This is a genomic window from Ruegeria sp. BG7 (genome assembly GCF_056535685.1).
In genome coordinates this window covers 389,707-413,637 of sequence record NZ_JBQFIU010000001.1, presented here as the reverse complement: position 1 = coordinate 413,637, position 23,931 = coordinate 389,707, and the positions used below count along the sequence as shown (strand labels likewise).

25 protein-coding genes are annotated in these 23,931 nt (G+C 57.7%); 9 read left to right on the top strand and 16 right to left on the bottom strand.

Annotated features, from left to right (window positions below):
* Positions 1-56: 56 nt before the first annotated feature.
* Genes ACR3EH_RS02045 through ACR3EH_RS02030 form a run of 4 tightly spaced genes read right to left on the bottom strand, consistent with a single transcriptional unit; the run spans position 57 to position 2,066 of the window.
* A complete protein-coding gene (locus tag ACR3EH_RS02045) occupies positions 57-245 on the bottom strand; it encodes a ubiquinol-cytochrome c reductase iron-sulfur subunit N-terminal domain-containing protein (RefSeq protein ID WP_170376587.1) in 189 nt (62 codons plus the stop codon).
* Between the two features lie 58 nt (positions 246-303).
* Complete coding sequence (locus tag ACR3EH_RS02040; RefSeq protein WP_171182814.1) at positions 304-915, bottom strand: TorD/DmsD family molecular chaperone; 612 nt, start codon at positions 913-915, stop codon at positions 304-306.
* Between the two features lie 3 nt (positions 916-918).
* On the bottom strand, positions 919-1,515 hold the full coding sequence (locus ACR3EH_RS02035; RefSeq protein ID WP_171182816.1) for a DUF3306 domain-containing protein: 597 nt from the start codon (positions 1,513-1,515) through the stop codon (positions 919-921).
* The gene (locus ACR3EH_RS02030; protein ID WP_171089515.1) at positions 1,512-2,066 is read right to left on the bottom strand and encodes a DUF3305 domain-containing protein; all 555 of its coding nucleotides are present in this window, start codon (positions 2,064-2,066) and stop codon (positions 1,512-1,514) included. Before ACR3EH_RS02030 ends, ACR3EH_RS02035 begins: the two co-directional genes overlap by 4 nt.
* Before the next feature lie 263 nt (positions 2,067-2,329).
* Between ACR3EH_RS02030 and ACR3EH_RS02025 the strand changes: the two genes are divergently transcribed.
* Positions 2,330-4,282, top strand: a complete 1,953-nt coding sequence (locus ACR3EH_RS02025) for a 4Fe-4S binding protein (protein WP_171182818.1) — start codon at positions 2,330-2,332, stop codon at positions 4,280-4,282.
* On the opposite strand, the gene ACR3EH_RS02020 is transcribed toward ACR3EH_RS02025, so the two are convergent.
* Positions 4,276-5,004: a cytochrome c family protein gene (locus ACR3EH_RS02020; RefSeq protein WP_171089519.1), complete on the bottom strand. Its 729-nt coding sequence runs from the start codon at positions 5,002-5,004 to the stop codon at positions 4,276-4,278. The two genes, ACR3EH_RS02025 and ACR3EH_RS02020, sit on opposite strands and share 7 nt — an antisense overlap.
* On the opposite strand from ACR3EH_RS02020, the gene ACR3EH_RS02015 reads away from it, so the two are divergent.
* Genes ACR3EH_RS02015 through ACR3EH_RS02000 form a run of 4 tightly spaced genes read left to right on the top strand, consistent with a single transcriptional unit; the run spans position 5,003 to position 7,369 of the window.
* On the top strand, positions 5,003-5,140 hold the full coding sequence (locus ACR3EH_RS02015; protein WP_171182819.1) for a hypothetical protein: 138 nt from the start codon (positions 5,003-5,005) through the stop codon (positions 5,138-5,140). The two genes, ACR3EH_RS02020 and ACR3EH_RS02015, sit on opposite strands and share 2 nt — an antisense overlap.
* Positions 5,137-6,198, top strand: coding sequence for an Mrp/NBP35 family ATP-binding protein (locus ACR3EH_RS02010; protein ID WP_171675509.1), 1,062 nt, complete (start codon positions 5,137-5,139; stop codon positions 6,196-6,198). Before ACR3EH_RS02015 ends, ACR3EH_RS02010 begins: the two co-directional genes overlap by 4 nt.
* A complete protein-coding gene (locus ACR3EH_RS02005; protein ID WP_171646839.1) occupies positions 6,195-6,890 on the top strand; it encodes a biotin/lipoate--protein ligase family protein in 696 nt (231 codons plus the stop codon). The genes ACR3EH_RS02010 and ACR3EH_RS02005 overlap by 4 nt, the downstream gene beginning before the upstream one ends.
* Positions 6,890-7,369: a DUF6505 family protein gene (locus ACR3EH_RS02000; RefSeq protein ID WP_171646841.1), complete on the top strand. Its 480-nt coding sequence runs from the start codon at positions 6,890-6,892 to the stop codon at positions 7,367-7,369. Before ACR3EH_RS02005 ends, ACR3EH_RS02000 begins: the two co-directional genes overlap by 1 nt.
* On the opposite strand, the gene ACR3EH_RS01995 is transcribed toward ACR3EH_RS02000, so the two are convergent.
* From ACR3EH_RS01995 to acs, 8 genes are all read right to left on the bottom strand, one after another.
* A complete protein-coding gene (locus tag ACR3EH_RS01995; RefSeq protein ID WP_171646843.1) occupies positions 7,366-7,866 on the bottom strand; it encodes a flavin reductase family protein in 501 nt (166 codons plus the stop codon). The genes ACR3EH_RS02000 and ACR3EH_RS01995 overlap by 4 nt on opposite strands.
* A gap of 88 nt (positions 7,867-7,954) precedes the next feature.
* Positions 7,955-9,367 (bottom strand): 3'-5' exonuclease, encoded by a 1,413-nt coding sequence (locus ACR3EH_RS01990; RefSeq protein WP_171675511.1) that lies wholly within the window; start codon positions 9,365-9,367, stop codon positions 7,955-7,957.
* A 2-nt stretch (positions 9,368-9,369) separates the two neighbouring features.
* The gene (locus ACR3EH_RS01985) at positions 9,370-9,888 is read right to left on the bottom strand and encodes a hypothetical protein (protein WP_171089533.1); all 519 of its coding nucleotides are present in this window, start codon (positions 9,886-9,888) and stop codon (positions 9,370-9,372) included.
* A 24-nt stretch (positions 9,889-9,912) separates the two neighbouring features.
* Positions 9,913-11,736, bottom strand: coding sequence for a putative nucleotidyltransferase substrate binding domain-containing protein (locus tag ACR3EH_RS01980; protein WP_171182828.1), 1,824 nt, complete (start codon positions 11,734-11,736; stop codon positions 9,913-9,915).
* A gap of 108 nt (positions 11,737-11,844) precedes the next feature.
* Positions 11,845-13,629: a sodium:solute symporter family protein gene (locus ACR3EH_RS01975; RefSeq protein ID WP_171089537.1), complete on the bottom strand. Its 1,785-nt coding sequence runs from the start codon at positions 13,627-13,629 to the stop codon at positions 11,845-11,847.
* 15 nt (positions 13,630-13,644) lie between these two features.
* Positions 13,645-13,929 (bottom strand): DUF4212 domain-containing protein, encoded by a 285-nt coding sequence (locus ACR3EH_RS01970; RefSeq protein WP_171174533.1) that lies wholly within the window; start codon positions 13,927-13,929, stop codon positions 13,645-13,647.
* A gap of 179 nt (positions 13,930-14,108) precedes the next feature.
* Positions 14,109-14,792 carry an adenylate kinase gene (locus ACR3EH_RS01965; protein ID WP_171091139.1) on the bottom strand — a complete coding sequence of 228 codons (684 nt, stop codon included), beginning with the start codon at positions 14,790-14,792 and terminating at the stop codon, positions 14,109-14,111.
* A 7-nt stretch (positions 14,793-14,799) separates the two neighbouring features.
* Entirely contained in the window at positions 14,800-16,764 is a 1,965-nt protein-coding gene (gene acs / locus ACR3EH_RS01960) for an acetate--CoA ligase (protein ID WP_171646847.1), read from the bottom strand.
* A gap of 406 nt (positions 16,765-17,170) precedes the next feature.
* Between acs and dctP the strand changes: the two genes are divergently transcribed.
* The 3 genes from dctP (at position 17,171) to ACR3EH_RS01945 (ending at position 20,287) form a co-directional block, all read left to right on the top strand.
* Positions 17,171-18,187, top strand: a complete 1,017-nt coding sequence (dctP, locus tag ACR3EH_RS01955; protein WP_171182833.1) for a TRAP transporter substrate-binding protein DctP — start codon at positions 17,171-17,173, stop codon at positions 18,185-18,187.
* Positions 18,188-18,250: 63 nt separating this feature from the next.
* On the top strand, positions 18,251-18,880 hold the full coding sequence (locus ACR3EH_RS01950) for a TRAP transporter small permease (RefSeq protein ID WP_171089546.1): 630 nt from the start codon (positions 18,251-18,253) through the stop codon (positions 18,878-18,880).
* Positions 18,881-18,883: 3 nt separating this feature from the next.
* A complete protein-coding gene (locus tag ACR3EH_RS01945) occupies positions 18,884-20,287 on the top strand; it encodes a TRAP transporter large permease (protein ID WP_171182835.1) in 1,404 nt (467 codons plus the stop codon).
* 137 nt (positions 20,288-20,424) lie between these two features.
* Here ACR3EH_RS01945 and ACR3EH_RS01940 read toward each other — a convergent pair whose 3' ends face one another.
* From ACR3EH_RS01940 to rocF, 3 genes are read right to left on the bottom strand one after another with little or no spacing between them, the layout of a single operon-like run.
* Positions 20,425-21,465 (bottom strand): ornithine cyclodeaminase, encoded by a 1,041-nt coding sequence (locus ACR3EH_RS01940; protein WP_171182836.1) that lies wholly within the window; start codon positions 21,463-21,465, stop codon positions 20,425-20,427.
* A gap of 11 nt (positions 21,466-21,476) precedes the next feature.
* Positions 21,477-22,397 carry a citrulline utilization hydrolase CtlX gene (ctlX, locus tag ACR3EH_RS01935; protein WP_171182838.1) on the bottom strand — a complete coding sequence of 307 codons (921 nt, stop codon included), beginning with the start codon at positions 22,395-22,397 and terminating at the stop codon, positions 21,477-21,479.
* The gene (rocF, locus tag ACR3EH_RS01930; RefSeq protein WP_171675513.1) at positions 22,397-23,317 is read right to left on the bottom strand and encodes an arginase; all 921 of its coding nucleotides are present in this window, start codon (positions 23,315-23,317) and stop codon (positions 22,397-22,399) included. Before rocF ends, ctlX begins: the two co-directional genes overlap by 1 nt.
* Positions 23,318-23,403: 86 nt before the next feature.
* Here rocF and ACR3EH_RS01925 point away from each other — a divergent pair, with 86 nt between their 5' ends.
* Positions 23,404-23,832 (top strand): Lrp/AsnC family transcriptional regulator, encoded by a 429-nt coding sequence (locus ACR3EH_RS01925; protein ID WP_171089554.1) that lies wholly within the window; start codon positions 23,404-23,406, stop codon positions 23,830-23,832.
* Positions 23,833-23,931: the final 99 nt, after the last annotated feature.

Genomic DNA, 23,931 nt, shown 5'->3' with positions numbered 1-23,931 from the left:
CGTCAGTCGGGTAAGTGACATCGTCCGGCTGGTGCGCCGGGCGCAGTCGAGGCGGCTTAGAAGCGCGCGCTTTCCAGATAGGCGCGGGTATGCGCTGTATCTTGCATGCGGGTCTCGTCCGTCGGCAGCTCGGCTGCTTCGGCTTGACCGCTCAGGCTGGCGGCGGCGACGGCAGCAGGCGCTGCGGTTCCGGCCAGTTTCAGGAAGTCGCGGCGGGTTGCGCCTTCTTCCTTGGTCTTGCTCATGGGCTTCTCCTCTCCCATTTGCGATCTAGCGCCAATTCAGGCGCTGGCGAGTGGCGGGTTATGCCGCCGTCATTCGGAAGGCCTCGCGTTCGATTTCCATGAACACCCGACCGGCGGTGCCGACCGAGGCATAGAGAACCGACGCTTCGGCGGCTTCCAAATCCGAATAGAAATGTGCGGCCCAGGGGCCGATATGTTTGTTCCAGAACGTTTTCTGGTCTTCCAACGTCGCCGGCGATCCGAAACGGCCAACGATCATGCCCGCCATCATCTCCATCAGTGAGGCAACGTTGTCTTCGGGTTCAAAAACGTTCTGCGCACGGGTGATCCCGCGTACCGCCATGTCATTGCGCAATTGCGCCAATGGTTTTTCGTTCAGGAACCCGGTCAGATAAAAACTGGCGTAAGGCAGCAACTCACCACGTCCCAAGCCAATGAACAGCGCGTTGAACTCGCGCTCGGCAGCAGCAGGTTTGGTGACCTTGGCGACGCGTGCCATAGCCTGAATGGCTTGACCCAGATCGGTGTCATCTCCGCTTAGACCCGCCATCTGGTCCAAAAGCAACTGATCTGGCGGGCCAGCCAGAAGCAGGCCCAGAAAGTTGTAGAAATCCGCGCGCAGCCGATCCTCGGCTGAGATATCCATATTTTGCGCGTTGCTTGCGGTCATTCTTTATCCTTCGAATTCAAATCTCATGCGGCGCGGGGCCGGGGGCATTTCGATTTCGTCCTCAACCTCGGTTTCTGCTTCTGTCTCTGCCAGGACCGCCTCTTGAACAGGGGGAGTATCACTCGGGGGCTCTGCATTTGTCACCGGATCAGGTGTAGGCTCATCTTCAAGGGCGAACTCATCCTCAGGAGGGTCTTCAGCCGCCGCCAGGGCTTCGACATGGGCCAGCATACCCTTGCCAACCTGATACGCTGTTTGGAGGTTCTCAATCACACAGGCCGCGTCTGTGTAGTCCTCACCATAGTCGACCAGCCCGTCGACGTTGGCCAAAACGGGGTTCAGTCGCCACAAGCGCCGCAAGGCACGGCGGCGCAGCCGGTCGGGTACAGCTTTGGCCATAAAACCCGATACATCATCTCCGGGCTGCAATGTCTCCGGGTCCGGCAGATCAAACTCGGCCAATAGCTCAGCATCGCTTTTTTCCTCAAGTTCAGCGTGCTGTGCAGCGATCGCCTGTTCTTCAGCCGCAACAACCTCAGCCTCGGCTTCAGCCTTCACGGCTGCCTTGCGTCGGGACCAGAAGTCGCGGACCTGGGTCATTGCACAACCCTCCGCGGCGCGCGGTAGACATCCGAGGTTTGCCTGATCCGTGGGTCGCCTTTGCCGTCCTCTACCAGATCGGTACGCTTTTTGTCCCGCCGACGCTTGATGAACACCTCGTCTTTATGATGCTGAAGGGTGAAATCCCGCACCCAGGCAATCAAGCCTTCGGTCATGGGGATTTTCTCGACAATTTCCTCGCCGGTGTCCGCATAGTCCTGCCCTTCAAACGGTGAGGCAGTGATGAGAACCGCGTTCAACGGAACGTCGCCCTGCAATTCGTCGCGCAACACCAGATAGAGAGAAGGCAGGCCGTCTGACAGATTGACCATGTAGGCTTCGGTCTCATCCGCCCAAAGTGTCAGGGGCAGGGTGGCTGCGTGGTATTCAACCGCATCGCCCTCACGACGCAATTCCTGCCAATCAGCGGGGCCGGCGCCGGGCAATACGGCGACTGCACGCCAGTTCCAACGGGCCCAACGCGTGACCCCGGGCGTTTTGCGTACGATGACGCCAACCGGCATTTCGATCTGGCTTGCGGCCTTGGCCACTGGCTCCTCCCCGAAAGGCTCTCCCCTGCCTTTGCATGAACACTATGGTACACATTTCGCGCTTGTGCCAAGCCTGCGCTTTAGTACTTTGGTCGTAGGTTTGGGTCGCAACTGCGTGATTGAGGTCAAAAACACTTTTGTTTCCTTAGATTTTAGGTCCGAATGCAGGCTGGCAAACGGTTCGCGACAGGGGGTTGAAGTTGCCGGGCCCTGCGTACAGCCTAAGCTTCATGGGATCAGGAGAGCGTCCTGCGGGAGGGAAAATGGGCACCAAAATACTGCTATGCGATTGCGCTGGAACTCAGGTTTTGGATCCCGACAGGATCGAAAGCGCCTGTGGCGTCAGCTGTTCCAATGTGCACACGGCGCTGTGCACAACCCAACTGCAATCCGCGGTCGAGCTGATGCAGGAGGGAGCAACCACAATTGCCTGCCTGCAGGAACAAGAGGTGTTCCAGTCTCTGGCAGAAGATCTGAATATTGAAATGCCCGGCTTCTTTGATTTGCGCGACCGTGCGGGTTGGTCCGATCAGGGTGCAGATGCAACGCCTAAAATGGCGGCGCTGGCGGCTGAGGCGCAGTTACCGCAACCCGTGACGCCCAGCGTGGATGTCATAAGCGAGGGAACCTGTTTCATCATTGGTCCTGGCGCTGTGAGTTTTGATGTTGCTGAGAGGTTGGCCGGAACCTTGGCAGTGACCGTTCTGGCGACCGATCAGGCAGAGCCAATCTCGCGCGCGTTTGACGTGATACGTGGGCAGGTGAAATCAGTGTCCGGGGCGTTGGGCGGGTTTTCACTTCGTCTGGACGCATTGCAACAGGTTCTACCGGGTGGGCGCGGTGCCTTCGCATGGACTGACCCGAAAGACGGGGCGCAATCCACATGTGACATTATCCTGGACCTTGCAGGTGGCACGCCGTTTGTACAGGCCCCGACCAAGCGTGAAGGGTATCTGCGCGCTGATCCAAAAGACGCGGTGGCTGTCGAACGTTTGGCTTTTGAGGCCGCACAGCTTGTTGGGACATTCGAAAAACCCTTGTACGTGCGGTTGGAAGAAACCCTCTGCGCCCATTCACGGGCGGAACAGGTGGGCTGTTCAAACTGTCTGGATGTCTGCCCGACCGGCGCAATAACCCCAGCGGGTGAACATGTGAGCATCGACCCGATGGTGTGTGCCGGTTGTGGCGCATGCGCCGCCTTGTGCCCTTCAACTGCGATTACCTACGAGGACCCGACCGTGTCGGCACTGCTGTCTCGGATGCACATCCTGGCACGAACCTATCGCCGATCGGGTGGGGTCGCGCCCCGATTGCTTGTCCATGACGCGCATGGCGCCGAGATGATCCGACTGGCAGCGCGTTTTGGTCGCGGTTTACCTTCGGACGTTATCCCGCTGGAACTAAATGTAATATCAGGTTTCGGTCACGCCGAGATGTTGGCTGCTTTGGCGCATGGATTTGCCCGGGTCGACGTGTTGCTTGCACCCACGACGGAACGTGACGCGCTGGATCGTGAGGTAGCGTTGGCACAAGCGATTGCCGGATCAAATGTTATTGGGCTAATTGATGAGGCTGATCCGGATGTCATGGCTGATATGCTCTATGGTCAAGACGAGCCGCTGCCGCTGGCCGATCCTGTTCTTCCGCTGGGCAACCGGCGGCAGATCACACGATTGGCCGCGCAGGCGCTAAATCCGCAGGCCGAGGCTCCACTGGCTCTGCCCGAAAACGCGCCTTACGGGGCGGTGGCGGTGAACACCGACAGTTGCACCCTGTGCCTCAGCTGTGTGTCACTGTGCCCGTCGGGGGCTTTGATCGACAACCCGGACAAACCGCAACTCAACTTCCAGCAGGATGCCTGCCTGCAATGCGGAATGTGCAAGACGATCTGCCCAGAAGACGCGATTACTCTGGTGCCGCAACTGGATCTGAGCGATGCTGCGCTGTCTCAACAGGTGCTCAACGAAGAAGAACCCTTTGCCTGTGTCGAATGCGGCGCATTGTTTGGGGTGAAATCTACGGTCGAGCGGATCATGGAGAAGCTTTCCGGCACGCATCCGATGTTTGCCAACTCGGATCAGGCGCGGATGATCCAGATGTGTGACAATTGCCGGGTGAAAGTGCAGTTCGAACAGCAGGATAACCCGTTCCAGTCAAAGCCCAAGCCGCGGGTTGTCACGACCGACGACTATTATTCGGACAGAAAGGATCATTGAAGCTGCAGCGGAGCCCCCAAATCTGCGGCTTTCATCCGCGACACAAAGGCGAGTATTGCGTCCAGATCGCCCAAGGTCATTTCAACAGGATGAATCGGAGAGGGGCGCTCGGGGTCAAAAGGCGGCGTCAGCCCGTCGATCTGTGTAAATGCGGGGTGGGGGTTGAGCGCAAAAAACGCCTCGAACCGTTCGGACCAATCCGGCATGGCGCGCAAGACGGCAAAGGAAGGGGTCGAACCCAGCCCGTTCATTCGGTTCTTGGGCCCGATCACATGACACCGTCCGCAATGGGTCATCGACAGTTCTTCGCCCAGCACGGTGTCGCCGTCGACAGCCTCGTCTGCCTGAACGACATTCAGATCGAAGCTGACGGTGAAGGCTCCTCCCTGAGAAGGTGTAAAACTCTCGACGGTGCGTTTGCCGATATCCGAGAGCAGCCAGTCGCGAAATCGGGCCTGACGCTTTTCGTCTTCAATGCTCAGGTGATACACCACCCCCTCACGGGCAAAGACAGGATCACCGGGCGGCGCGGAATTAAGCACCATAACACCCGCATCGTCCGCAATAACGCGTATCCCGGTCTTGAGAGAGAAGCGAGGAAGAATATGTTGCAACAGACCCGAGTCTTTCACCTCGGCCGGGGCCGCAAGGCCAATCGCCTCCTGAGACAAGGAGGGGGTGGCAGAGAACGTCAGGCTCAGGCACAAGAGGACAAAGCGCATGGCTCAGCCTAACGGGGCAGGGCGCGGTGCGTCAAATAAACTGAAAGAGACGGAGACACATGCAATGAGCGGCGACCAGACAATGGTGATGCGCACGCCCCTGTCAGCAGGGCACATCGAAGGAAACAAGGCATGAGTGTTCGTGACGCGGTTCTGGCGAACCTGAAAAAGATCACCGACCCGGTATCCGGGCAGGATATTGTGAGCGCGGGCATCGTGCGTGCGCTGAACGTTGAAGGCGACACAGTACGCTTTGTGCTTGAGATCGACCCAAAGCACTCGGAAAAGATGGAGCCCGTGCGCGCGACGGCCGAAAAAGCCGCGCAGATGGTTGACGGTGTGGCCAATGTGTCGGCGATGATGACCGCGCATTCCGATAAAGCGCCGCCGGATCTGAAACCGAAACCCAAACCGTCTCAGACCGGGCCGCAGGCCGTTCCCGGTGTAGACAGGATCATTGCCGTTGCTTCGGGCAAAGGCGGCGTCGGCAAGTCTACTGTCTCGGCTAACCTCGCCTGTGCGTTGGCGGCTGAAGGACGGCGCGTAGGTCTGCTGGACGCGGATGTCTACGGTCCCTCTCAGCCCCGGATGCTGGGTGTATCCGGTCGCCCGGCCAGCCCTGATGGCAAGACCATCCTGCCTTTGCGCAATCACGGCGTGACCATGATGTCCATGGGGCTGATGACCAACGAAGGTCAGGCTGTAGTCTGGCGTGGACCCATGTTGATGGGTGCGCTGCAACAGATGATGGGGCAGGTGCAGTGGGGCGCGTTGGACGTTCTGATCGTCGACCTTCCGCCCGGCACCGGGGATGTGCAGTTGACGCTGAGCCAGAAGTTCCAGGTGGACGGTGCCATCGTGGTTTCAACCCCGCAGGACGTGGCCTTAATCGACGCCCGCAAGGGGATCGATATGTTCAATCAGCTCAAAACTCCAATCGTGGGCATGATCGAAAACATGTCGACCCATATCTGCTCCAACTGCGGGCACGAAGAACATGTGTTTGGTCATGGCGGTGTCGCGTCCGAGGCGGAATCGCTGGGTGTACCGCTGCTGGGTGAAATCCCACTGCATCTGGACATCCGCGTGGCCGCTGACGGAGGTGCGCCTATCGTGGTCAGCAAACCCGATAGTCCGCAGGCCGAGTCGTTCCGCAAGATCGCACGCGACCTGATCTCAAACGGTTTCGCATGACCCTTCCGGTCTTCCCTCCTTTATTAACGGGTCACCCGGTTCAGGGTGGGGAAGACCCGTTCGACCGTGCGCAGGCTATGGCCGCGCTGGGGTGCGATGCGGGAACCGTCGTTTACAACATTCAGGCCGACCGCCTGCGTGTTGCCATCGTCTTTGCGCCTGAAGTGCCGCTTCAGGACGCAATGGCGATGTTGCCGCTGTGTGCTGTGGGATTTCAGAATGCGCTAGGCGCTCTGGCTCCGCCAGAGGTTGCTGTGCATCTGGGCTGGGATGGATTGATTTGTGTGAACGGTGCAAAATGCGGGATGTTCCGGGTTGCTGCGTCGAGTACATCGCCCGATCAGGAACCTGACTGGCTAATTGTTGGATGGGAATTGGCGCTGTTGCAAACCAGCGAGGCCCCAGGCGCAACACCGGATGTTACCGCGCTTTATGAAGAGGGGTGTGCGGATGTTTCCGCAACCCAGTTGGTAGAAAGCTGGTCGCGTCATACGTTGACTTGGCTGAACCGCTGGCAGGAAGATGGCAACGCACCGCTGCATGCCGAATGGATGGGCTTGCTGCGTGGTGTCGGTGATCCACTTGACGGTGGCGGAGTTTTTCTGGGCACTGACGAGCGGTTTGGAATGCTGATCCGGGACGGCTCTGATACACGCCTGCGTCCCCTGACCGACGTTTTGGAGAACGGATGATGAAACTGGCCCGCGCAATCCATTTCGACGAAAGCGATATGAACGTGTTTCATTCTCCGGCGCGAACCGGGGAGTGGTGTGTGTCTGGCGGGTTCGAGTTTTCGAACTGGAGCGACGCCGATCTTGAGGGCAAGGCACGGCAAGCTTTCGCAAATGGCTGGTTGGGTCTGGAAACCTTTGGTCGTGTGACGTTTGTAGCGGTGACGCAGATCGAACCGGCAGAGAAAGATCAGATCACGCGCAATTTGGCCGAACATTTTGTGCAATTCTATGGCGCGCCTTCGGTCGAGGCGGCAATGGGCGTCGCACAATCCGAAGTCGATCACATGTCTGACCTGTGCGAAGACCATGCCGCCAATACGCTACTGACCGTGGCCCGTGAGTTGAGTGAGGCGGGCGTGCACGAAAGCTATCGTGTCATTACGCCCCAGGATGCTCAGCTTGAGGCGCTGGCCGTGCATGGATCGCTGGATGACTAGATCAGGTCGACAAATCCGCCGAACTGGCCGCGTTTGAAGATCAAGCCTTTGCCGGTGCGGTACATCACCTGTTCCACTTGACCGACAATAATCAGGTGATCACCAGCGTCGTGCCGTGCGTGCAGACGACAATCGAACCGCGCCAGACATTGGTTCAATTGCGGGCGACCGGTCTCGTCCTCGGTCCAATCTGCATGAGAGAAATCCGTACCGTCACGCGCAAATCGCAGCGCCTGCTCTTGTTGATCCTGTGCCATCACATGAATCGAATAGTGTTCGCAGCCGCTGAAAGCGTCGAAACGGAACGATTCCTTAGCCAGACACCACAATACCAGTGGCGGGTCCAATGAGACCGAGGCAAAAGAATTCACGGTGATCGCGCGCGGTCCACCTTCGGTTTGCGTGGTGATCACGGTGACGCCGGTGCCAAAGCATCCCAATGCCTCGCGAAAGGCAGGACTTTGATCCGGGGTTGGTGTGAAGGTCTTTTCCGTCATTACGCGCGTCTTCCTTGGCCGCGCATCAGGTGCCACGCGTGGCTCGGTTTGTCTATGAAAAGCTGACTGTTGCTTGCAATTTAAACTGTCAGTTCAGGTCTTCCAGCAAACGCCCGTGTTTTCGGGTTTCCATTATGACTTCGCCAAAGGTGGTAAAACCACGCGCCTGTAGGATCGGCAACATCTTGATCAGCGCTTCTGCCGTGGCAACCGCATCGCCGAGCGCCGTATGGCGCAGCGCCTCGGGGATCGTGATTTCCAGCCGTTCGCACAGCGCGTCCAGCGTATGCGTGTCGCTGGCTCCGAACAGAACGGCAGACAGCAAAACGGTGTCGAGGATCGGGTGATCCCACTCGACTTCCATGCGCTGAGCGTGACGACGCAGGAACGCCATGTCGAAGGGCGCGTTATGCGCCACGATCACGGCATCGCGTGCAAATTGGTGAAATACGCGTCCGGCCTCGGTGATGTCGGGTGCTCCCTGAACCATACGGTCACTGACCTTGTGCACTTTGGTCGACGCAGGTGGTATCGGAATGCCCGGATCCACCAGCATGTCCAGATGCTCGCCCTGAACGATCCTGCCGTTAAGTACGCGCACCGCGCCGATCTGTACGATTTCATCTTTGTGCGGCAACAGCCCGGTTGTTTCCGTATCGAAGACCACGAAACACAGGTCGGACAAGGTGCGATTCTCGAACGCGTCGTCGCCCGGTGTGTCGAGAAGTTCGAAATCGTAAACCAGCGGGCGTGCTTCGTCCGGGGAAATCTGGGCGGCGCTGTCTTCGAAGACCAACATATAACCGGGCGCGTCCCCAAGCGGTTTCATCCGGGCGGAATAGGTCTGTCGGCCATCCACACTGGATAGGGTGCAATAAACGTCCTTGCCGGTTTTGCAAAGTTTGGCATAGGCGTCCGTGAGGCCCGTGGTTTCGAGGTATTCAAAAAGTGACGCATTCAGGCGGGGATGTGCGATCTGGGCCAACACCTCGGCGGCCTGACCGTCGTACAACACGATCTGATGCTTGGGGCTGGCCAGCAGCATGGCGACCGGGATTTCCGTCAACAGAGCGGTGAGGCGTTGTTTTTCAGCCGCCAAATGAGCGGTTTCTGTAGCCACAGCTTCGGCAGTCCGCATCGCATTTGACGCCACCTGTTCCGCCAGCCCGGCTGCAGCCGGGGCTAGATCGCCGAGATAACGCGCCGCTTGCATGTCCAGATCCGTGCTGACCCCGGCATGTGCGCGTGCGCGCAATTGGGCCGAAAGGCGTTCGATTGGCTTGGCAACATTGTCGTCAAACAACAGCCATACGCCGGCAATCAGAGCCAGCAAGCCGAACGTGATCAGGATTTCGGCAAAAATGAAAGCGTCCAGAAGTTCGGGGTTCTCGGCGCGGGCATAGGTGATCCAAAGGGCGATTGTGCTGATCGCAATTCCCCCCAACGCCAGCAAACAGAAGAACAGAAAAATCCTGAGCCTCAGGCTCAATTTGGTGAGCATGATCAGACCCCGCAGGTGGTCTCGATAATCGGATCGGTGCCCTCAGCCCGGTACCAGCTTGCGTTGATCAGGCGACCGTCGTCGGCAAATTCCGCCCCGTCTACGAGGTTGGCGCGACTGTTTTCGGCACAATTGACGGCCACAGGCAAATGCGTGACAGGGGCCCAACGCCCGAACAGATACAGGTCGACCAGCCGTTGATCGGGAACTTGATCATTGGTTCGGACCGATTGTGTGTCGATGGCCGAGAAACGGTCAACAAAAGGCACTGCGTAGGTCCAGGGACGATAGAAGGCGCGGCTTTCGATCTCGTGCACAATGGCCATTTCGTCAGGCAGTTGATCGCGGGTGCGGTCATACCATGAATACTCGCTTGCAATGGTCATGCCGATCATGCCCAGACCTGCCGCAACCGGAGTGGTCCATTTTGGCAAGCGCCCACCGGTCAGCTTGTTCAGCACAAGCACGACGCCCGCAAACGCGAAGCCCGCAAAGATAGTGCCGATCAATTCCAGAAACATGGGGTCTCTCCGTACTTGGGGGTCTTAGCCCAGCATACCTTTGCCGTGGCCAACCGCCGATTGCATCGTTTTTACCACAACAAACGCATCGCGTAGATGACTTCGCTCAAAGTCCGAAAGATCGGACGGGGGCAGATAATTGTCGGGTTTTTCACCTGATTTGACCAGCCGAACCTGATGCTCCAGCCGGGTTTCAGCGATCAGGTCATATGCGTCCAGCAGATCCCGCGCGCCAGACGGGCTAAGGACACCGCTGGCCTCGGCCGCTTTCAGGCGGGCCCGCGTGTTGGCCTCGGGTAACTCACCTTGCAGTGCGTAGATCCGTGCCAGATCAACGATTGGGACGACCCCATTGTGCTTGAGGTCCAGCGTGTTGCGATGTTCGCCCGAGCGGATCGTTGCAAATCCGCGCAGCAGACCCAGAGGGGGCGTGTGTTTCAACGAGTTCGAAATCATGTGCGCCACAAAGATCGAGTTTGCTCTGGCCGCTGCCAGAGTGTCGGCCTGCAGGTCGGCAAACAACTCAAACGTGCCGCCGATAGGGCGCAGGTCGAACATGACCGACGCCAGCATTTGCGCTTCGGGGCTTGGCTTGGCGATCCAGCCCTTGAAATAGTCGCGCCAGACGCGCGCCGGCTGGCACCAGCGCGGATTGGTCGCCATCATATCACCGGGACAGTAGAAATACCCGCAAACGTCTAACCCGTCCGAGACGAATTTGGCCAGTTGCGTGAAATAGGCCATGTCTGCGTCGGTTACGCTGTCATCCAGCATCAGACAATTGTCCTGATCCGATACGCCCGTTTGTTCCTGCCGTCCCTGAGACCCACATGCAAGCCACAGATAGGGCACCGGAGCTGGGCCCAGTTCCGCTTCGCCGAGTGCCAGCAGGCGGCGCGTGACCGTATCCGCGATATCAGTGATCAGACGCGTGACAATTTCGTGCCGGTTTCCGCCAGCAACCAGTTGTACAAGAAGCTGCGGGATTTCTTCGGTCACGCGTGCCATTTCTTCGGCGGTATCAGCCTGCGCGATACGGCGTACCAGCTCTGCCGAGTTGACCGCCTGATAATGTGTCAGATCGGTCTGGGTCACGATCCCGACGAGCCGACCACCTTCGGAAATCGGGATGTGGCCGATGCCACGCTCCATCATGATGTGCAGCACATCCGATCCGATATCGCTGGGCGACAATGTAACCGGGTTTGCGGTCATGATTTCAGAAATGGGCGTAGAGGCGGGCAGGCCGTCTGCAACGTATTTGCCCGAGATGTCCCGCAGGGTCGCAATGCCCTGCAAACTTTCACCGTCCGTGATGCAGAGCGACGAGATATGCTTGTCGCGCATGATCCGCGCTGCATCCTGAACTGACGTGTCAGCGGGGCAGGTGGCCGGGTTATGCGCCATTAATACGTCGATCGAACTAGTGGCCAGGCTTTGCGGACCACTTCGGTCGCCACGTGTGCGGTCAAAGAACTTTGCCACCACATCATGGTTATCGATCAAACTCCGCACAAGATCCGGTGGCAGAACCATTAGGACCGAGGGCGTGTGCGCGCGGGCTTTGGTGGCGGCTTTGCCGTCTTTCAGCAAGCCCCTTTCGCCAAAGGAATTGCGCAGACCCAGATGAGAGACGATGGCACCGTTCTCATCGGTAATTTCGACCTGTCCTTCATAGATCACGAACACCCCGGGTAACTTGTGGCCAAGCTCGTAGACTGAGGCGTCTTCCTCAACTTCCCAGACCTCGATCTGTTTGACGATCTGATCCAGGGCGTCGGCAGGCAACGCGTCATAGGGGTGAACGGATTTCAGAAACCGGGCTATTTCGTCATGGGACAGGGGCATGTGTTGTCTCCGGTGTTCTGGTTAAAAAATCCCGCCCAGTGATGTGCTGGGCGGGAACAGTGGATCGAAAGACGCGGTCGAAGGCAAGAACCAACGACCGCATCAAGCTCATTTGTTCTGAGCTGCGCCCGCACCACGGGGAATGCGCACGCTTTCGACCAGATCCTTGATCTCCTGCGGAGTCTCTTTGGTCATGCCTGCAACAACGTAGGCAGTCGCAAAGTTGATCATCGCACCGATTGCACCGAACGAGGTCGACTTGATCGGACCCAGCAGCGGGTCAGCATCGGTGAACGAGTTGGTGCCCGGAATGAACAACCAGCCCTTGTGCAGGAAGATGTAGACCAGGGTCACAACCAGACCAGCCAACATACCTGCAACCGCGCCGGTGTTGTTGATGCGGGTCGAGAAGATCCCCATCATCAGCGCCGGGAAGATCGAGGCTGCCGCCAGACCGAACGCCAGGGCCACGGTTTGCGCCGCAAATCCGGGTGGGTTCAGACCCAAGTAGGTTGCAACAACGATGGCTACGGCCATTGCGATACGTGCAGCCAGCAGTTCACCCTTTTCAGAGATTTGCGGGTTGATCGCACCTTTGACAAGGTCGTGGGACACAGCCGACGAGATCGCCAGCAACAGGCCCGCAGCGGTTGACAGAGCAGCAGCAAGACCACCTGCCGCGACCAGACCGATCACCCAACCCGGCAGGTTGGCGATTTCGGGGTTGGCCAGAACCAGGATGTCACGGTTGAACTTGGTCAGTTCGTTTCCAACCCAGCCTTTTTCTTCCGCGATTGCGGTCATGGCTTCGGACTTGTCGTTGTAGTACTGGATCTTGCCGTCACCGTTCTTGTCTTCCCAATCCAGAAGACCGGTTTTCTGCCAGGTTTTCATCCAGTCATAGCGCGGATCGGTGTCGATTTCCTCGACCGAAACAGCGCCACCGTCGATGCCACCATTGGGCCACATCATGTCGGTGATGTTCAGACGCGCCATTGCGCCAACCGCAGGGGCGGTCAGGTATAGCAGGGCGATGAAGACCAGAGTCCAGCCAGCCGACCAACGTGCGTCAGACACTTTCGGCACGGTGAAGAAGCGCATGATCACGTGCGGCAGACCGGCGGTACCGATCATCAGCGACAGCGTGAACAGAACCATGTTCAGCGTGTTCGAATGGTGTGCTGTGTACTCGTTGAAGCCCAGCTCGGTCACGATCGCGTCCAGCTTGGTCAGCAGGGGCTCACCGCTGGCGGTGTCACCAAACAGACCCAGAGCAGGGATCGGCGTGCCGGTCAGCTGCAGCGAGATGAAGATCGCCGGGATGGTGTAGGCTGTGATCAGCACGCAGTACTGAGCAACCTGGGTGTAGGTCACACCTTTCATCCCGCCAAACACCGCATATGCAAAGACCACACAAGCACCGATCAGCAGACCGGAGGTGTTGGATACCTCAAGGAAGCGGCCAAAAGCCACGCCCACACCGGTCATCTGACCGATCACGTAGGTCACCGAAGCAACGATCAGACAGATCACCGCAACGACGCGTGCGGTTTGGCTGTAGAAACGATCACCGATGAATTCCGAGACGGTGTATTTGCCGAACTTACGCAGGTAAGGCGCAAGCAGCAGAGCCAGCAGCACGTAGCCACCGGTCCAACCCATCAGGAAGGTCGAGTTGTCATAGCCGGTAAAGGCAATCAGGCCCGCCATCGAAATGAACGAGGCCGCAGACATCCAGTCCGCCGCTGTCGCCATACCGTTGGTGACCGGGTGAACGCCGCGACCGGCGGCGTAGAATTCTGATGTGGAACCCGCGCGGGCCCAGATCGCGATGCCGATGTATAGCGCAAAGGACGCGCCAACAAACAGCAGGTTGATGGTAAACTGATCCATTGTCCCCGCTCTCCCTTATTCTTCGTCTACGCCGAATTCGGCGTCCAGCTTGTTCATGCGCCAGGCGTAGTTGAAGATCAGCACCAGAAAGACCAGGATCGATCCCTGTTGTGCGAACCAAAAGCCCAGATCGGTTCCGCCGACGGCGATCCCCGACAGCAACGGACGCAGCAGAATGCCGAATCCAAACGACACCAGCGCCCAGATAGCGAGGCTGATGTAAATGAGGCGCAGGTTTGCTTGCCAATAGCCCTTATCGGCTTCGGACGCCTGCGCGGAGTTTGTTGAATGATCCGCCATTGCGGGTTCCTCCTTCGCTTCCTCGTTGGGCGGCCCGTGCCTAATTCCTCCAGTGACGCGGACCGCTTCTCGATGTTACCAAACGCCCCGTGACGCCCGGCAAAACTTCTCTGTTCCGCCAAGGCGGTTCATTGAAGTATTCCTTTAAGGATCAAGGCCTTGCGGCCGATCTCCTCCCCTTACTTCATCGCGCCGCTGACGATCTCCTCCAGGTCGCGGGCGATGTCTTCAATCTTGCCCATGGCATTGGTGCGTTGCAGCACGCCATGGCTTTCGTAATAGGTGATCAGCGGCGCGGTCTGCGCGTGATAAGCTGCCAACCGTGACGCCACGGTTTCGGCATTGTCATCGGCGCGGCGCTTGAATTCAGTGTGACCACACTTGTCGCATTTGCCGTCTTCGGCAGGCTTCTTGAACGTGTCGTGGTAACCTTCGCCACAACCGGCGCAGGTGTAGCGACCCGAGATGCGGATCACCATTTCGGCGTCTTCGACTTCAAGGCTGATCGCGGCGTTGATCTTCTGATTGTTCGACGCGAGCAGTTCGTCCAGTGCTTCGGCCTGAACCGTTGTGCGCGGAAAGCCGTCCAGAATGACACCCTTGGCGCAATCTGGTTGCGCCATGCGGTCACGCAGGATGGCGATGACGATGTCGTCACTGACCAGATCGCCCGCTTCCATGACGGCTTTGGCGGCAAGGCCAGCTTCTGTACCGGCCGCAACGGCCTCGCGCAGCAGGTCGCCGGTGCTAAGTTGAACCAGCCCGAACTTTTCTTCCAGCATTCGCGCCTGTGTGCCCTTCCCGGCGCCCGGAGGGCCAAGAAGGATCAGAACGGCGGGAGTGGTGAGCGTGGCAGCGTCCATCACATCCTCACTTGTTCGCACGGTTTTCGATCAGGTCTTCGACCACCGACGGATCGGCGAGCGTCGACGTGTCACCCAGGCTGCCAAAGTCGTTCTCGGCAATCTTGCGCAGGATACGGCGCATGATCTTGCCCGAACGTGTTTTGGGCAGGCCAGGGGCCCACTGGATCACGTCTGGCGAGGCAATCGGGCCGATTTCCGTGCGGACCCAGGTGCGCAGCTCTTTCAACAGCTCATCCGAAGGCTCGCGGTCATTCATCAAAGTGACATAGCAATAGATGCCTTGTCCTTTGATTTCATGAGGATAGCCCACAACAGCAGCTTCAGCGACTGCGGCATGAGCCACCAGCGCACTTTCGACTTCGGCCGTGCCCATGCGGTGACCGGACACGTTGATCACGTCATCTACGCGCCCTGTGATCCAGTAATCGCCGTCTTCATCGCGACGGCAGCCGTCACCTGTGAAGTAGTAGCCTTTGTAATCCGAGAAATAGGTCTTCTCGAACCGTTCATGATCGCCCCAGACGGTGCGCATCTGACCGGGCCAGCTGTCTTTGATGCACAGAACACCTTCGACGCCGTTGCCTTCGATCTCAACGCCCGACTGCGGGTCCAGAACTACGGGCTCAATGCCAAAGAACGGCTTCATGGCTGAGCCGGGCTTCATTGCATGGGCACCGGGCAGGGGGGTCATCAAGTGACCGCCGGTTTCCGTTTGCCACCATGTGTCAACGATCGGGCATTTGCCCTTGCCGACGACGTCATTGTACCAGTTCCAGGCTTCGGGGTTGATCGGCTCACCCACGGTGCCCAGTGTGCGCAGATCGCTGAGGTCGCATTTCTCAACGAACTCATTGCCTTGACCCATCAGAGCACGGATCGCAGTTGGTGCGGTGTAGAACTGGTTCACCTTGTGTTTTTCACAGACCTGCCAAAAGCGCGAGGCATCGGGGAAGGTCGGAACGCCTTCGAACATCAGCGTGGTCGCACCGTTGGCCAGCGGGCCATAGACGATATAGCTGTGTCCGGTGACCCAGCCGACGTCTGCGGTGCACCAGTACACGTCGCCTTCGTGGTAATCGAAGGTGATCTCATGCGTCATCGAGGCATAAACCAGATAGCCGCCGGTGGTGTGCACAACGCCCTTGGGCTGTCCGGTCGAACCGGATGTATAAAGAATGAACAGCGGATCTTCGGCGCTCATCTCGGCGGGTGCGCAGTAGTCATCTGCCTCAAGGGCCATTTCGTTGTAGTCAAAGTCGCGCCCGTCGATCCAGGTGGTTTGACCACCGGTGCGCTTGACTACCAGACATTTCACACTGTCTTTGCAGTGCAGCAGGGCCGCATCCGCGTTGGATTTCAGCGGTGTCTTGCGACCTCCGCGGGGCGCTTCATCAGCAGTGATGACAACCTTGGCGTCACAGCCATTAACCCGCGCCGCCAGTGCGTCGGGCGAGAAGCCTGCGAAAACAATCGAATGGATGGCACCGATCCGGGCGCAGGCCAGCATCGCATAGGCGGCCTCGGGGATCATCGGCAGATAGATGACAACGCGGTCACCCTTCCGAACCCCCAGCGATTCCAAGATATTGGCCATCCGGCAGGTGCGGCGGTGTAGTTCGGCATATGAAATATGCTGCGCCGGATCATTTGGATCGTCCGGCTCCCAGATGATCGCGGTTTGATCGCCACGGGTCTTCAGGTGACGGTCAAGGCAGTTGGCCGAGACGTTTAGTGTGCCATCGGCATACCAGTTGATCTTGACTGAACCGAAGTCGTAGTTGACATCCTTTACCGTTGAGAAGGGCTTGATCCAGTCGACGCGCTTGCCTTGCTCACCCCAGAATGTGTCTGGGTCACTAATCGAGGCTGCGTACATGTCGGTATATTTTGCAGCATCGACATGCGCACGGGCGACGGTTTCTGCGGATGGCGGATATGTCTTGGCATCTGCCTGGGCAGCGGTAGTCATCGTTGAGGCTCCTCCCTCTGGACTGGATTACGTTGGGTCGTTTTTGCCCGATAGTTCAGCAAAGCCGATCCCGTTCCTCCCCAATCGAAGTATTACCGGCTTTGGAAAATAAATAAATAAATTGCCGTAATCTTTGAATTTGTTTGTAAAGAAATTTTAATCCGTATTTCATATTTGTAAATTTTGCGGCCAATGTTTGTAAAAAAGTATGTGAAACAGGGTGTTAATTGTAACAGCTACTTTCGGTTGCTTTATGCTGACACAGGGACGTCCGACCTGGCTTCAACTTATTCTCGATGTCTGCACAGTGCATCAGCGCGACCGTCAGGGTTGGCACATCCCAATGTTGGCGCTAGCTTCTTTTGCAAGCGCTTCGGGAAGAGGCGCGCCAAAGGGAGAGAAAATCATGAATAAGATGTTGAGCGGTGCCGCCGTTGCCGCCATTAGCTTTGCGTTCGTTGGCGAAGCTGCCGCGACCGAGTGGAATGCATCCGTTTGGGGCAAGCGCCGCGCGTTCACCGAACATGTCGAAAAGCTCGCTGAGCTGGTAAGTGAAAAGACCGGCGGGGACTTTACGATCAATGTCAGCTACGGTGGCCTATCCAAGCCGCGCGAAAATCTGGACGGCATCGAAATCGGGGCTTTCGAGATGGCTCAGTTCTGCGCTGGCTATCATCGCGACAAAAACCGCGCGATCACTGTGCTGGAACTGCCGTTTCTTGGTGTGAACAACCTTGAAGAAGAGGTCGCTGTCAGCCACGCGGTGTACGACCATCCAGCAGTCAAGGATGAGATGGCGCAGTGGAATGCCCGCATCATCATGACCTCACCTATGCCCCAGTATAATATCGTGGGCACGGGCGAACCCCGTGATCAGTTGGCGGAATTCGATGGAATGCGGGTTCGTGCAACTGGTGGGTTGGGCCAGGCCTTTGAGGCAGTGGGCGGTGTGCCGACTTCGGTCCCCGCGACCGAAGCCTTCAACGCGATGGAATCGGGTGTTGTGGACACAGTGGCCTTCGCCCAGCACGCGCATCTGTCTTTTGGCACGATCAATGAGGCCGATTGGTGGACGGCCAACCTAAACCCCGGCACGGTGAACTGTCCTGTGGTTGTGAATATCGACGCCTACGAAGCGCTGCCTGCCGAGCATCGCGAAGCGCTGGATAGCTCAATTGACGAGGCGATTGATCACTATCTGGCAAACTACGGCGGCCTACTGGAACAGTGGGACAGCGTCCTTGAAGAAAAAGGCGTGCAGAAGGTCATGATTGACGACGCCGTGATCGAGGAATTCCGCACCAAGGCCGCAGATCCGATCCGGGAAAAGTGGATTGCGGATATGTCGGATCAGGGGCTGCCGGCTCAAGATCTGTATGATCTGGTTCAATCCACGCTGCAGCAACAGCGCGGCGGTAACTGATCCTTTAAGCCGGGTGCCCCGTTGGGTGCCCGGTTCTCTCTCAAATAACAAGGAACGACCGGAATGGCAGGACAGGCCACGGTGCTGGAAGACGGAAGCCGTCTGAGCCAGCTGGACCGGCATTTGTTAAAGCTTGAACGTTTTCTTGCATTAATCAGCGGCCTGGCGGTTTTTGGTCTGATGGTATTGGCCGTGGTCTCCGTCAGCGGGCGCAACGCTTTGAATGCGCCGTTGCCCGGTTATGTCGACTGGATCGAACAGGCGATGCCTTTGATTGCCTTTCTGGGCATCTCATTCGTGCAGCGTGATGGTGGGCATATCCGCATGGACATCGTCATCTCGCGGCTTCACGGTCGGGCTTTGTGGCTGTTCGAGCTGATCTCGGTCCTTCTGATCCTGGTGTTGATGCTTGCACTGGTTTGGGGCAGCTGGTCCCACTTCGACCGATCTTTCGATTTTGGTGCGCCGCTCTGGAGCAGGGACAGTTCCATCGACATCGGTATTCCTCTGTGGCCTGCCAAGCTGTTGGCACCCGTCGCCTTTTCAGTGCTGTGCGCACGGCTGGTGCTTCAGGTGTGGGGCTATGGGCGTGCATTTGTGCTGGGGCTCGAGACCCCTGTTGCGGTGCCGCTCCTTCAGGATGCTGCGGCCCAAGCGGCGGCTGAGGCCGAGCAGTTCGAAGGGCAGGACTAGAACATGGACACGATTGATATTGGCCTCTGGGTCACAGGCGGTCTGCTGGTTCTGGTTGTTGCCGGTATGCGGGTGGCTTTCGCAGCAGGGCTTGCGGGTTTGGTTGGGCTTGTTTGGATATTCTGGGCCAAGTTTGGCTATGACCCGGACCGGTTTGGCAAAGCCTTGACGGTTGCGGTCAAGACCGCGGGGCAGGTTCCGCATTCCAAGGTTGCAGCGCATACGCTCAGCCTGATCCCAACCTTCATCCTGATTGGCTACCTGGCCTACTACGCGGGCCTGACGCGCGCCTTGTTCGAAGCCGCCAAACGTTGGGTGGCCTGGGTTCCGGGCGGGCTTGCCGTGTCTACGATTTTCGCAACGGCTGGTTTTGCCGCCGTATCCGGGGCGTCGGTTGCCACTTCTGCCGTCTTTGCCCGCATCGCGATTCCAGAGATGCTGAAAGTGGGCTATAACAAACGCTTTGCAGCGGGTGTTGTCGCTGCGGGGGGCACGCTGGCCTCGCTCATCCCGCCCTCGGCCATTCTGGTGATCTACGCCATCATCGTCGAGCAGGACGTGGGCAAGCTGCTGTTGGCCGGGTTCATACCGGGTGCGTTTTCTGCAATCATCTATGGCCTGCTGATTGTCGGGATTGCAGTGATCTTCAAAACCGTTGGCCCACCTGTCACAGGCTTTACCTGGAAAGAGCGTTTCTCCGCTTTGCCTGGTGCGATACCAATTGTGGCCGTGATCCTGATCATCATTTGCTTTGTCTACAACCCGTTCGGAGACAAAGCCTGGGGCACCCCTACGGAAGGCGGCGCAATCGGGGCCTTCATTGTGTTCTGTTTCGCCCTGTTTCACGGAATGCGCTGGAAGGAATTCAAATCCGCGCTTTTGGAAACTGCCAAACTGACGGCGATGATCTTTTCGATCATCTGGGGTGTTTTGATCTACGTGCGGTTTCTGGGCTTCGCAGACCTCCCCGGCGCATTTTCCGACTGGATTACCGGGCTTGAGATGTCCCCGATGATGATCCTGATCTGCATCCTTCTGGCCTACGCAGTGCTGGGCATGTTCATGGACGCAATTGGGATGCTGCTGCTGACATTGCCTGTTGTCTATCCAGCGGTCATGGCCCTGAACGGAGGTGAGACCGTCAGCGCAGCCGACAGCGCCTTTGGCATGTCTGGCCCAATGTGCGCCATCTGGTTTGGTATTTTGGTGGTCAAGATGGCCGAGTTCTGTCTGATCACGCCGCCCATTGGGCTGAATTGCTTTGTCGTGGCCGGGGTGCGCCCGGACCTGAGCGTTCAGGACGTGTTCAAAGGCGTGACACCGTTTTTCATCGCCGATGCGATGACGATTGCAATGCTTGTGGCATTCCCGGGGATAGTGCTCTACCTGCCGTCGCTTGCGGGTTAGCAGGGAAGCGAGGCTCTGCCTCGCGCTCCAAGGTATTTATGGCCAGATGAAGCAAGGGATCCGATCTTCATCTGGCTGAAAATACCTCGGGGGAGGCGCGCGCAGCGCGGCGGGGGCAGAGCTCCCATGACAACGCCTTACCCGGCCCGCATCAGCATTCCGAATAGATCGCGCGGATCATCGGGATCGGCCAGCATGTCCAAAGGCTCAAAGAAACCTGTGCCTTCGATCGCTTGCGTTACATAGCGCAGGGCCGAGAAATCTTCGATTGCGAAACCTACGCTGTCGAACAGCGTAATCTGACGATCATCGACACGCCCTTTGGCCGCGCCAGTGATGACCTGCCACATCTCAGTTACCGGATGATCTGCCTCCAGGGCCTGAATTTCACCCTCGATTCTGGTCTGCTCGGGATATTCGACAAAAATATCTGAGCGAAGCAGAATATCTCGATGAAGTTCCGTTTTGCCCGGACAGTCGCCACCGATGGCATTGATGTGAACACCGGGGCCGACCATGTTATCGGTCAGGATCGTGGCGTATTTCTTGTCCGCGGTGCAGGTGGTGATGATCTGGGCACCTTCGATGGCCTCCTCTGGCGTGGTGCAGGGAACAACAGTCAAATCCTTACCCTGCAGGTTCTTCGCACATTTTGCCGTTGCGTTCGGGTCAGTATCGTAGAGCCGGACGGTACTGATGCCGCACATTGCCTTAAAGGCCATACACTGGAATTCAGACTGCGCGCCATTGCCGATCATCGCCATCGTGGTGGCGTTTGTTGGGGCGAGATAACGCCCAACCAATGCCGAGGTTGCCGCTGTGCGCAGGGCGGTCAACAGCGTCATCTCGGTTAGCAGGGTTGGATAGCCAGTATAAACATCTGCCAACAGACCAAATGCCGTGACCGTTTGCAAACCTTCTGAGGTATTCTTGGGATGGCCATTCACGTATTTGAAGCCATAAGCCTCACCATCGGAGGTCGGCATCAATTCGATCACACCGTGCGGTGAATGCGCCGGAATACGCGGGGTTTTGTCAAAACTCTCCCACCGTTTGAAATCAGCTTCGATCTGTGCGGCGATTTGCGTGATCATTTGCTCGACGCCGATGTGATGAACCAATCGCATCATGTTGTCGACGGATACAAACGGCACCAGGGCCTTGTCGGATGGTTGCATAGTGCTTTCTCCTATCGGCGGGAAAGGTGGACGCCTGCGATCATGCAGCGAACCGAACCACCGGCTGTTTCGATTGTTGGAACGGAAAGTGGCAAGGGTGTTGCGCTTTCCCGAATTGTAACGACTTGATCCGGGGTAAGGGCAGCAAGCGCTCTGCTCGACAACGCGAGCACCAATCCGTCGCGCCCTGTCAACTCAATCGCGTTGCCTGCAAACTCAGCAATTTGTTTGTGTGTCAGGTCAATCACGGTTCGCCCAGATTCCTCTAACCGGTCACGAACAGTTGCGCGCCGATCAGGGTCAGGAATCATGTCGAGGCAGATCAAAGCATACTGGGTCCCGATGCCCATCAATACATTGGTGTGATAAACGTCTCGGCCTGTGGCGTCGCGGGCTTCGAATGCAATCGGCTCATAGTTAAAATGTGTGCAAAACCGTTCCAACAAGACTGGGTCAGCGCGGTTGGACGTAACCGTGTAGGCGATACGCCCAACGTGATCCAACACCATCGCACCTGTCCCTTCCAGCGCAAGGTTGTCTTGCTCCAGTCCGGAATAATCTATGACGTCCTGAACGCGGTACTTTTGTTTGAGCAGTTCAATGACATCGGTTCGGCGTTCGCGGCGGCGAGAAGGAACAAACATTGGGTATATCGCGATATGACCGCCGGGATGCGTTGAAAACCAGTTATTTGGAAATACGCTGTCGGGCGTGTTCAGGTCGCCGAAATCGTCAAATACATGTACGGTAATGCCTGCGTCCCGTAACTGCCGTACGGCCTGATCATGCTCATCCCTGGCCGCTGCAGAGGTAGCGTTGGCAGAGGTGCCGCTAAGTGTTTGAAACGCATTGTCATCGCGTGTTTCCGGGTTGGACGCAAAAGCATGGGGCCGGATCATGACAGCAGCAGAGGGTGCTTGCAGCGACAGCATCAGAAACTCCGGGTGGGGCGGTCAAAGATGCGGCGGCCCATAAGTGAGGCGGCCAGATCGACCATAAGTTTGGCGGTGCGACCCCGTTCATCCAGAAACGGGTTCAATTCAACAAGATCCAACGAACTGACCAGCCCGCTTTCGTGCAGCAATTCCATCACAAGATGGGCTTCGCGCTCGGTCGCCCCGCCAGGAACCGTAGTGCCAACGGCGGGCGCTATGGCGGGATCGAGGAAGTCAACATCCAGCGACACATGCAGCAAGGCATTTTCGGCGCGCACCCGGTCCAGAAAGGCCAGCAGAGGTGCCTTTATCCCATGCTCATCAATACTGCGCATGTCGGCCAGCATGGCGTGGTCTTGCTCGAATGCCGAACGTTCAGCTGGATCGACGGAGCGCAGGCCAATCATTCCAACGCGGTCCGTTGGAACCTTGGCAGACAGGGGGGGAAAGGCATCAAAACCGGGTCTGCCCGTAAAATAGGCCACCGGTGTTCCGTGCAAGTTGCCGCTGCCTGTGCTGTCTGGTGTGTGAAAGTCGCTATGGGCGTCTAACCAGAGCACAAACAGCGGCCTTTCGACCTGTGCCGCATATGCGGCCATCCCGGCGACGGTGCCCATGGACAATGCATGATCGCCGCCCATGAAAATAGGTACGCCCTGACGCGCGGCCGCCTGCGCCGTCGTGCTGAGAGCGCGGGTCCAGCCCACACATTCGGGCAAGGAAAAGAGGTGAGGGTGGTCGACTAGGCCGGTCTCGTCCGGGATCACGTCACCCTGGTCCTGAACGAAATGGCCAAGATCGGTCAAAGCCTCTTGCAGCCCGGCCACACGATAAGCGTCCGGGCCCATCCGGCATCCCTGACGACGTTTTCCGGCGTCCATGGGGACGCCCACCAATATGATAGTTTTCATGTCCATATGCTCATTTAGGCTGGCAGAGTGTCTTGCGTGAAGGCAGCAAAATGCTCAAAATGGGTCAAGAAAGTCCTTAATGAGAAAAAGATATGGACGATTTGGACAATCGATTGCTCAATGCGTTGCAACGTGATGCGCGCGCCAGCCTGTCTGAGCTGTCAGAAACGCTCGGCGTGACGCGCACCACGGTGCGTAGCAGGTTGCAGCGGCTGAAACAGTCCGGAGAAATTGTCGGCTTCACCGTTCTCACCCGACGGGATCTGGCGCAAAGTCCGGTGCGTGGTTTGATGATGCTGGAGATTGAAGGGCGCGGGACAGAACGTGTCATGGCGCGTATAGCGGCCTTGCGGCAGGTGACAGCAGTGCATTCGACCAATGGCAGTTGGGATCTGATAGCCGAGATCTCTGCCGAAACCCTGGCCGAGCTGGATGAGGTTCTGTTTCAGATCCGCCGCTTTGACGGTATCACACGATCCGAGACGAATCTGTTGTTGTCCACGCGAAAGGGGCGGCTCTAGTGCTTTGAGATGAAAACAATTTGTGCCAGTGTTTCTGGGCAAAATATGACAAAGCAATCGCTGGATCGATTGGATTTGCAGACAGGCAGGGACGTGCAG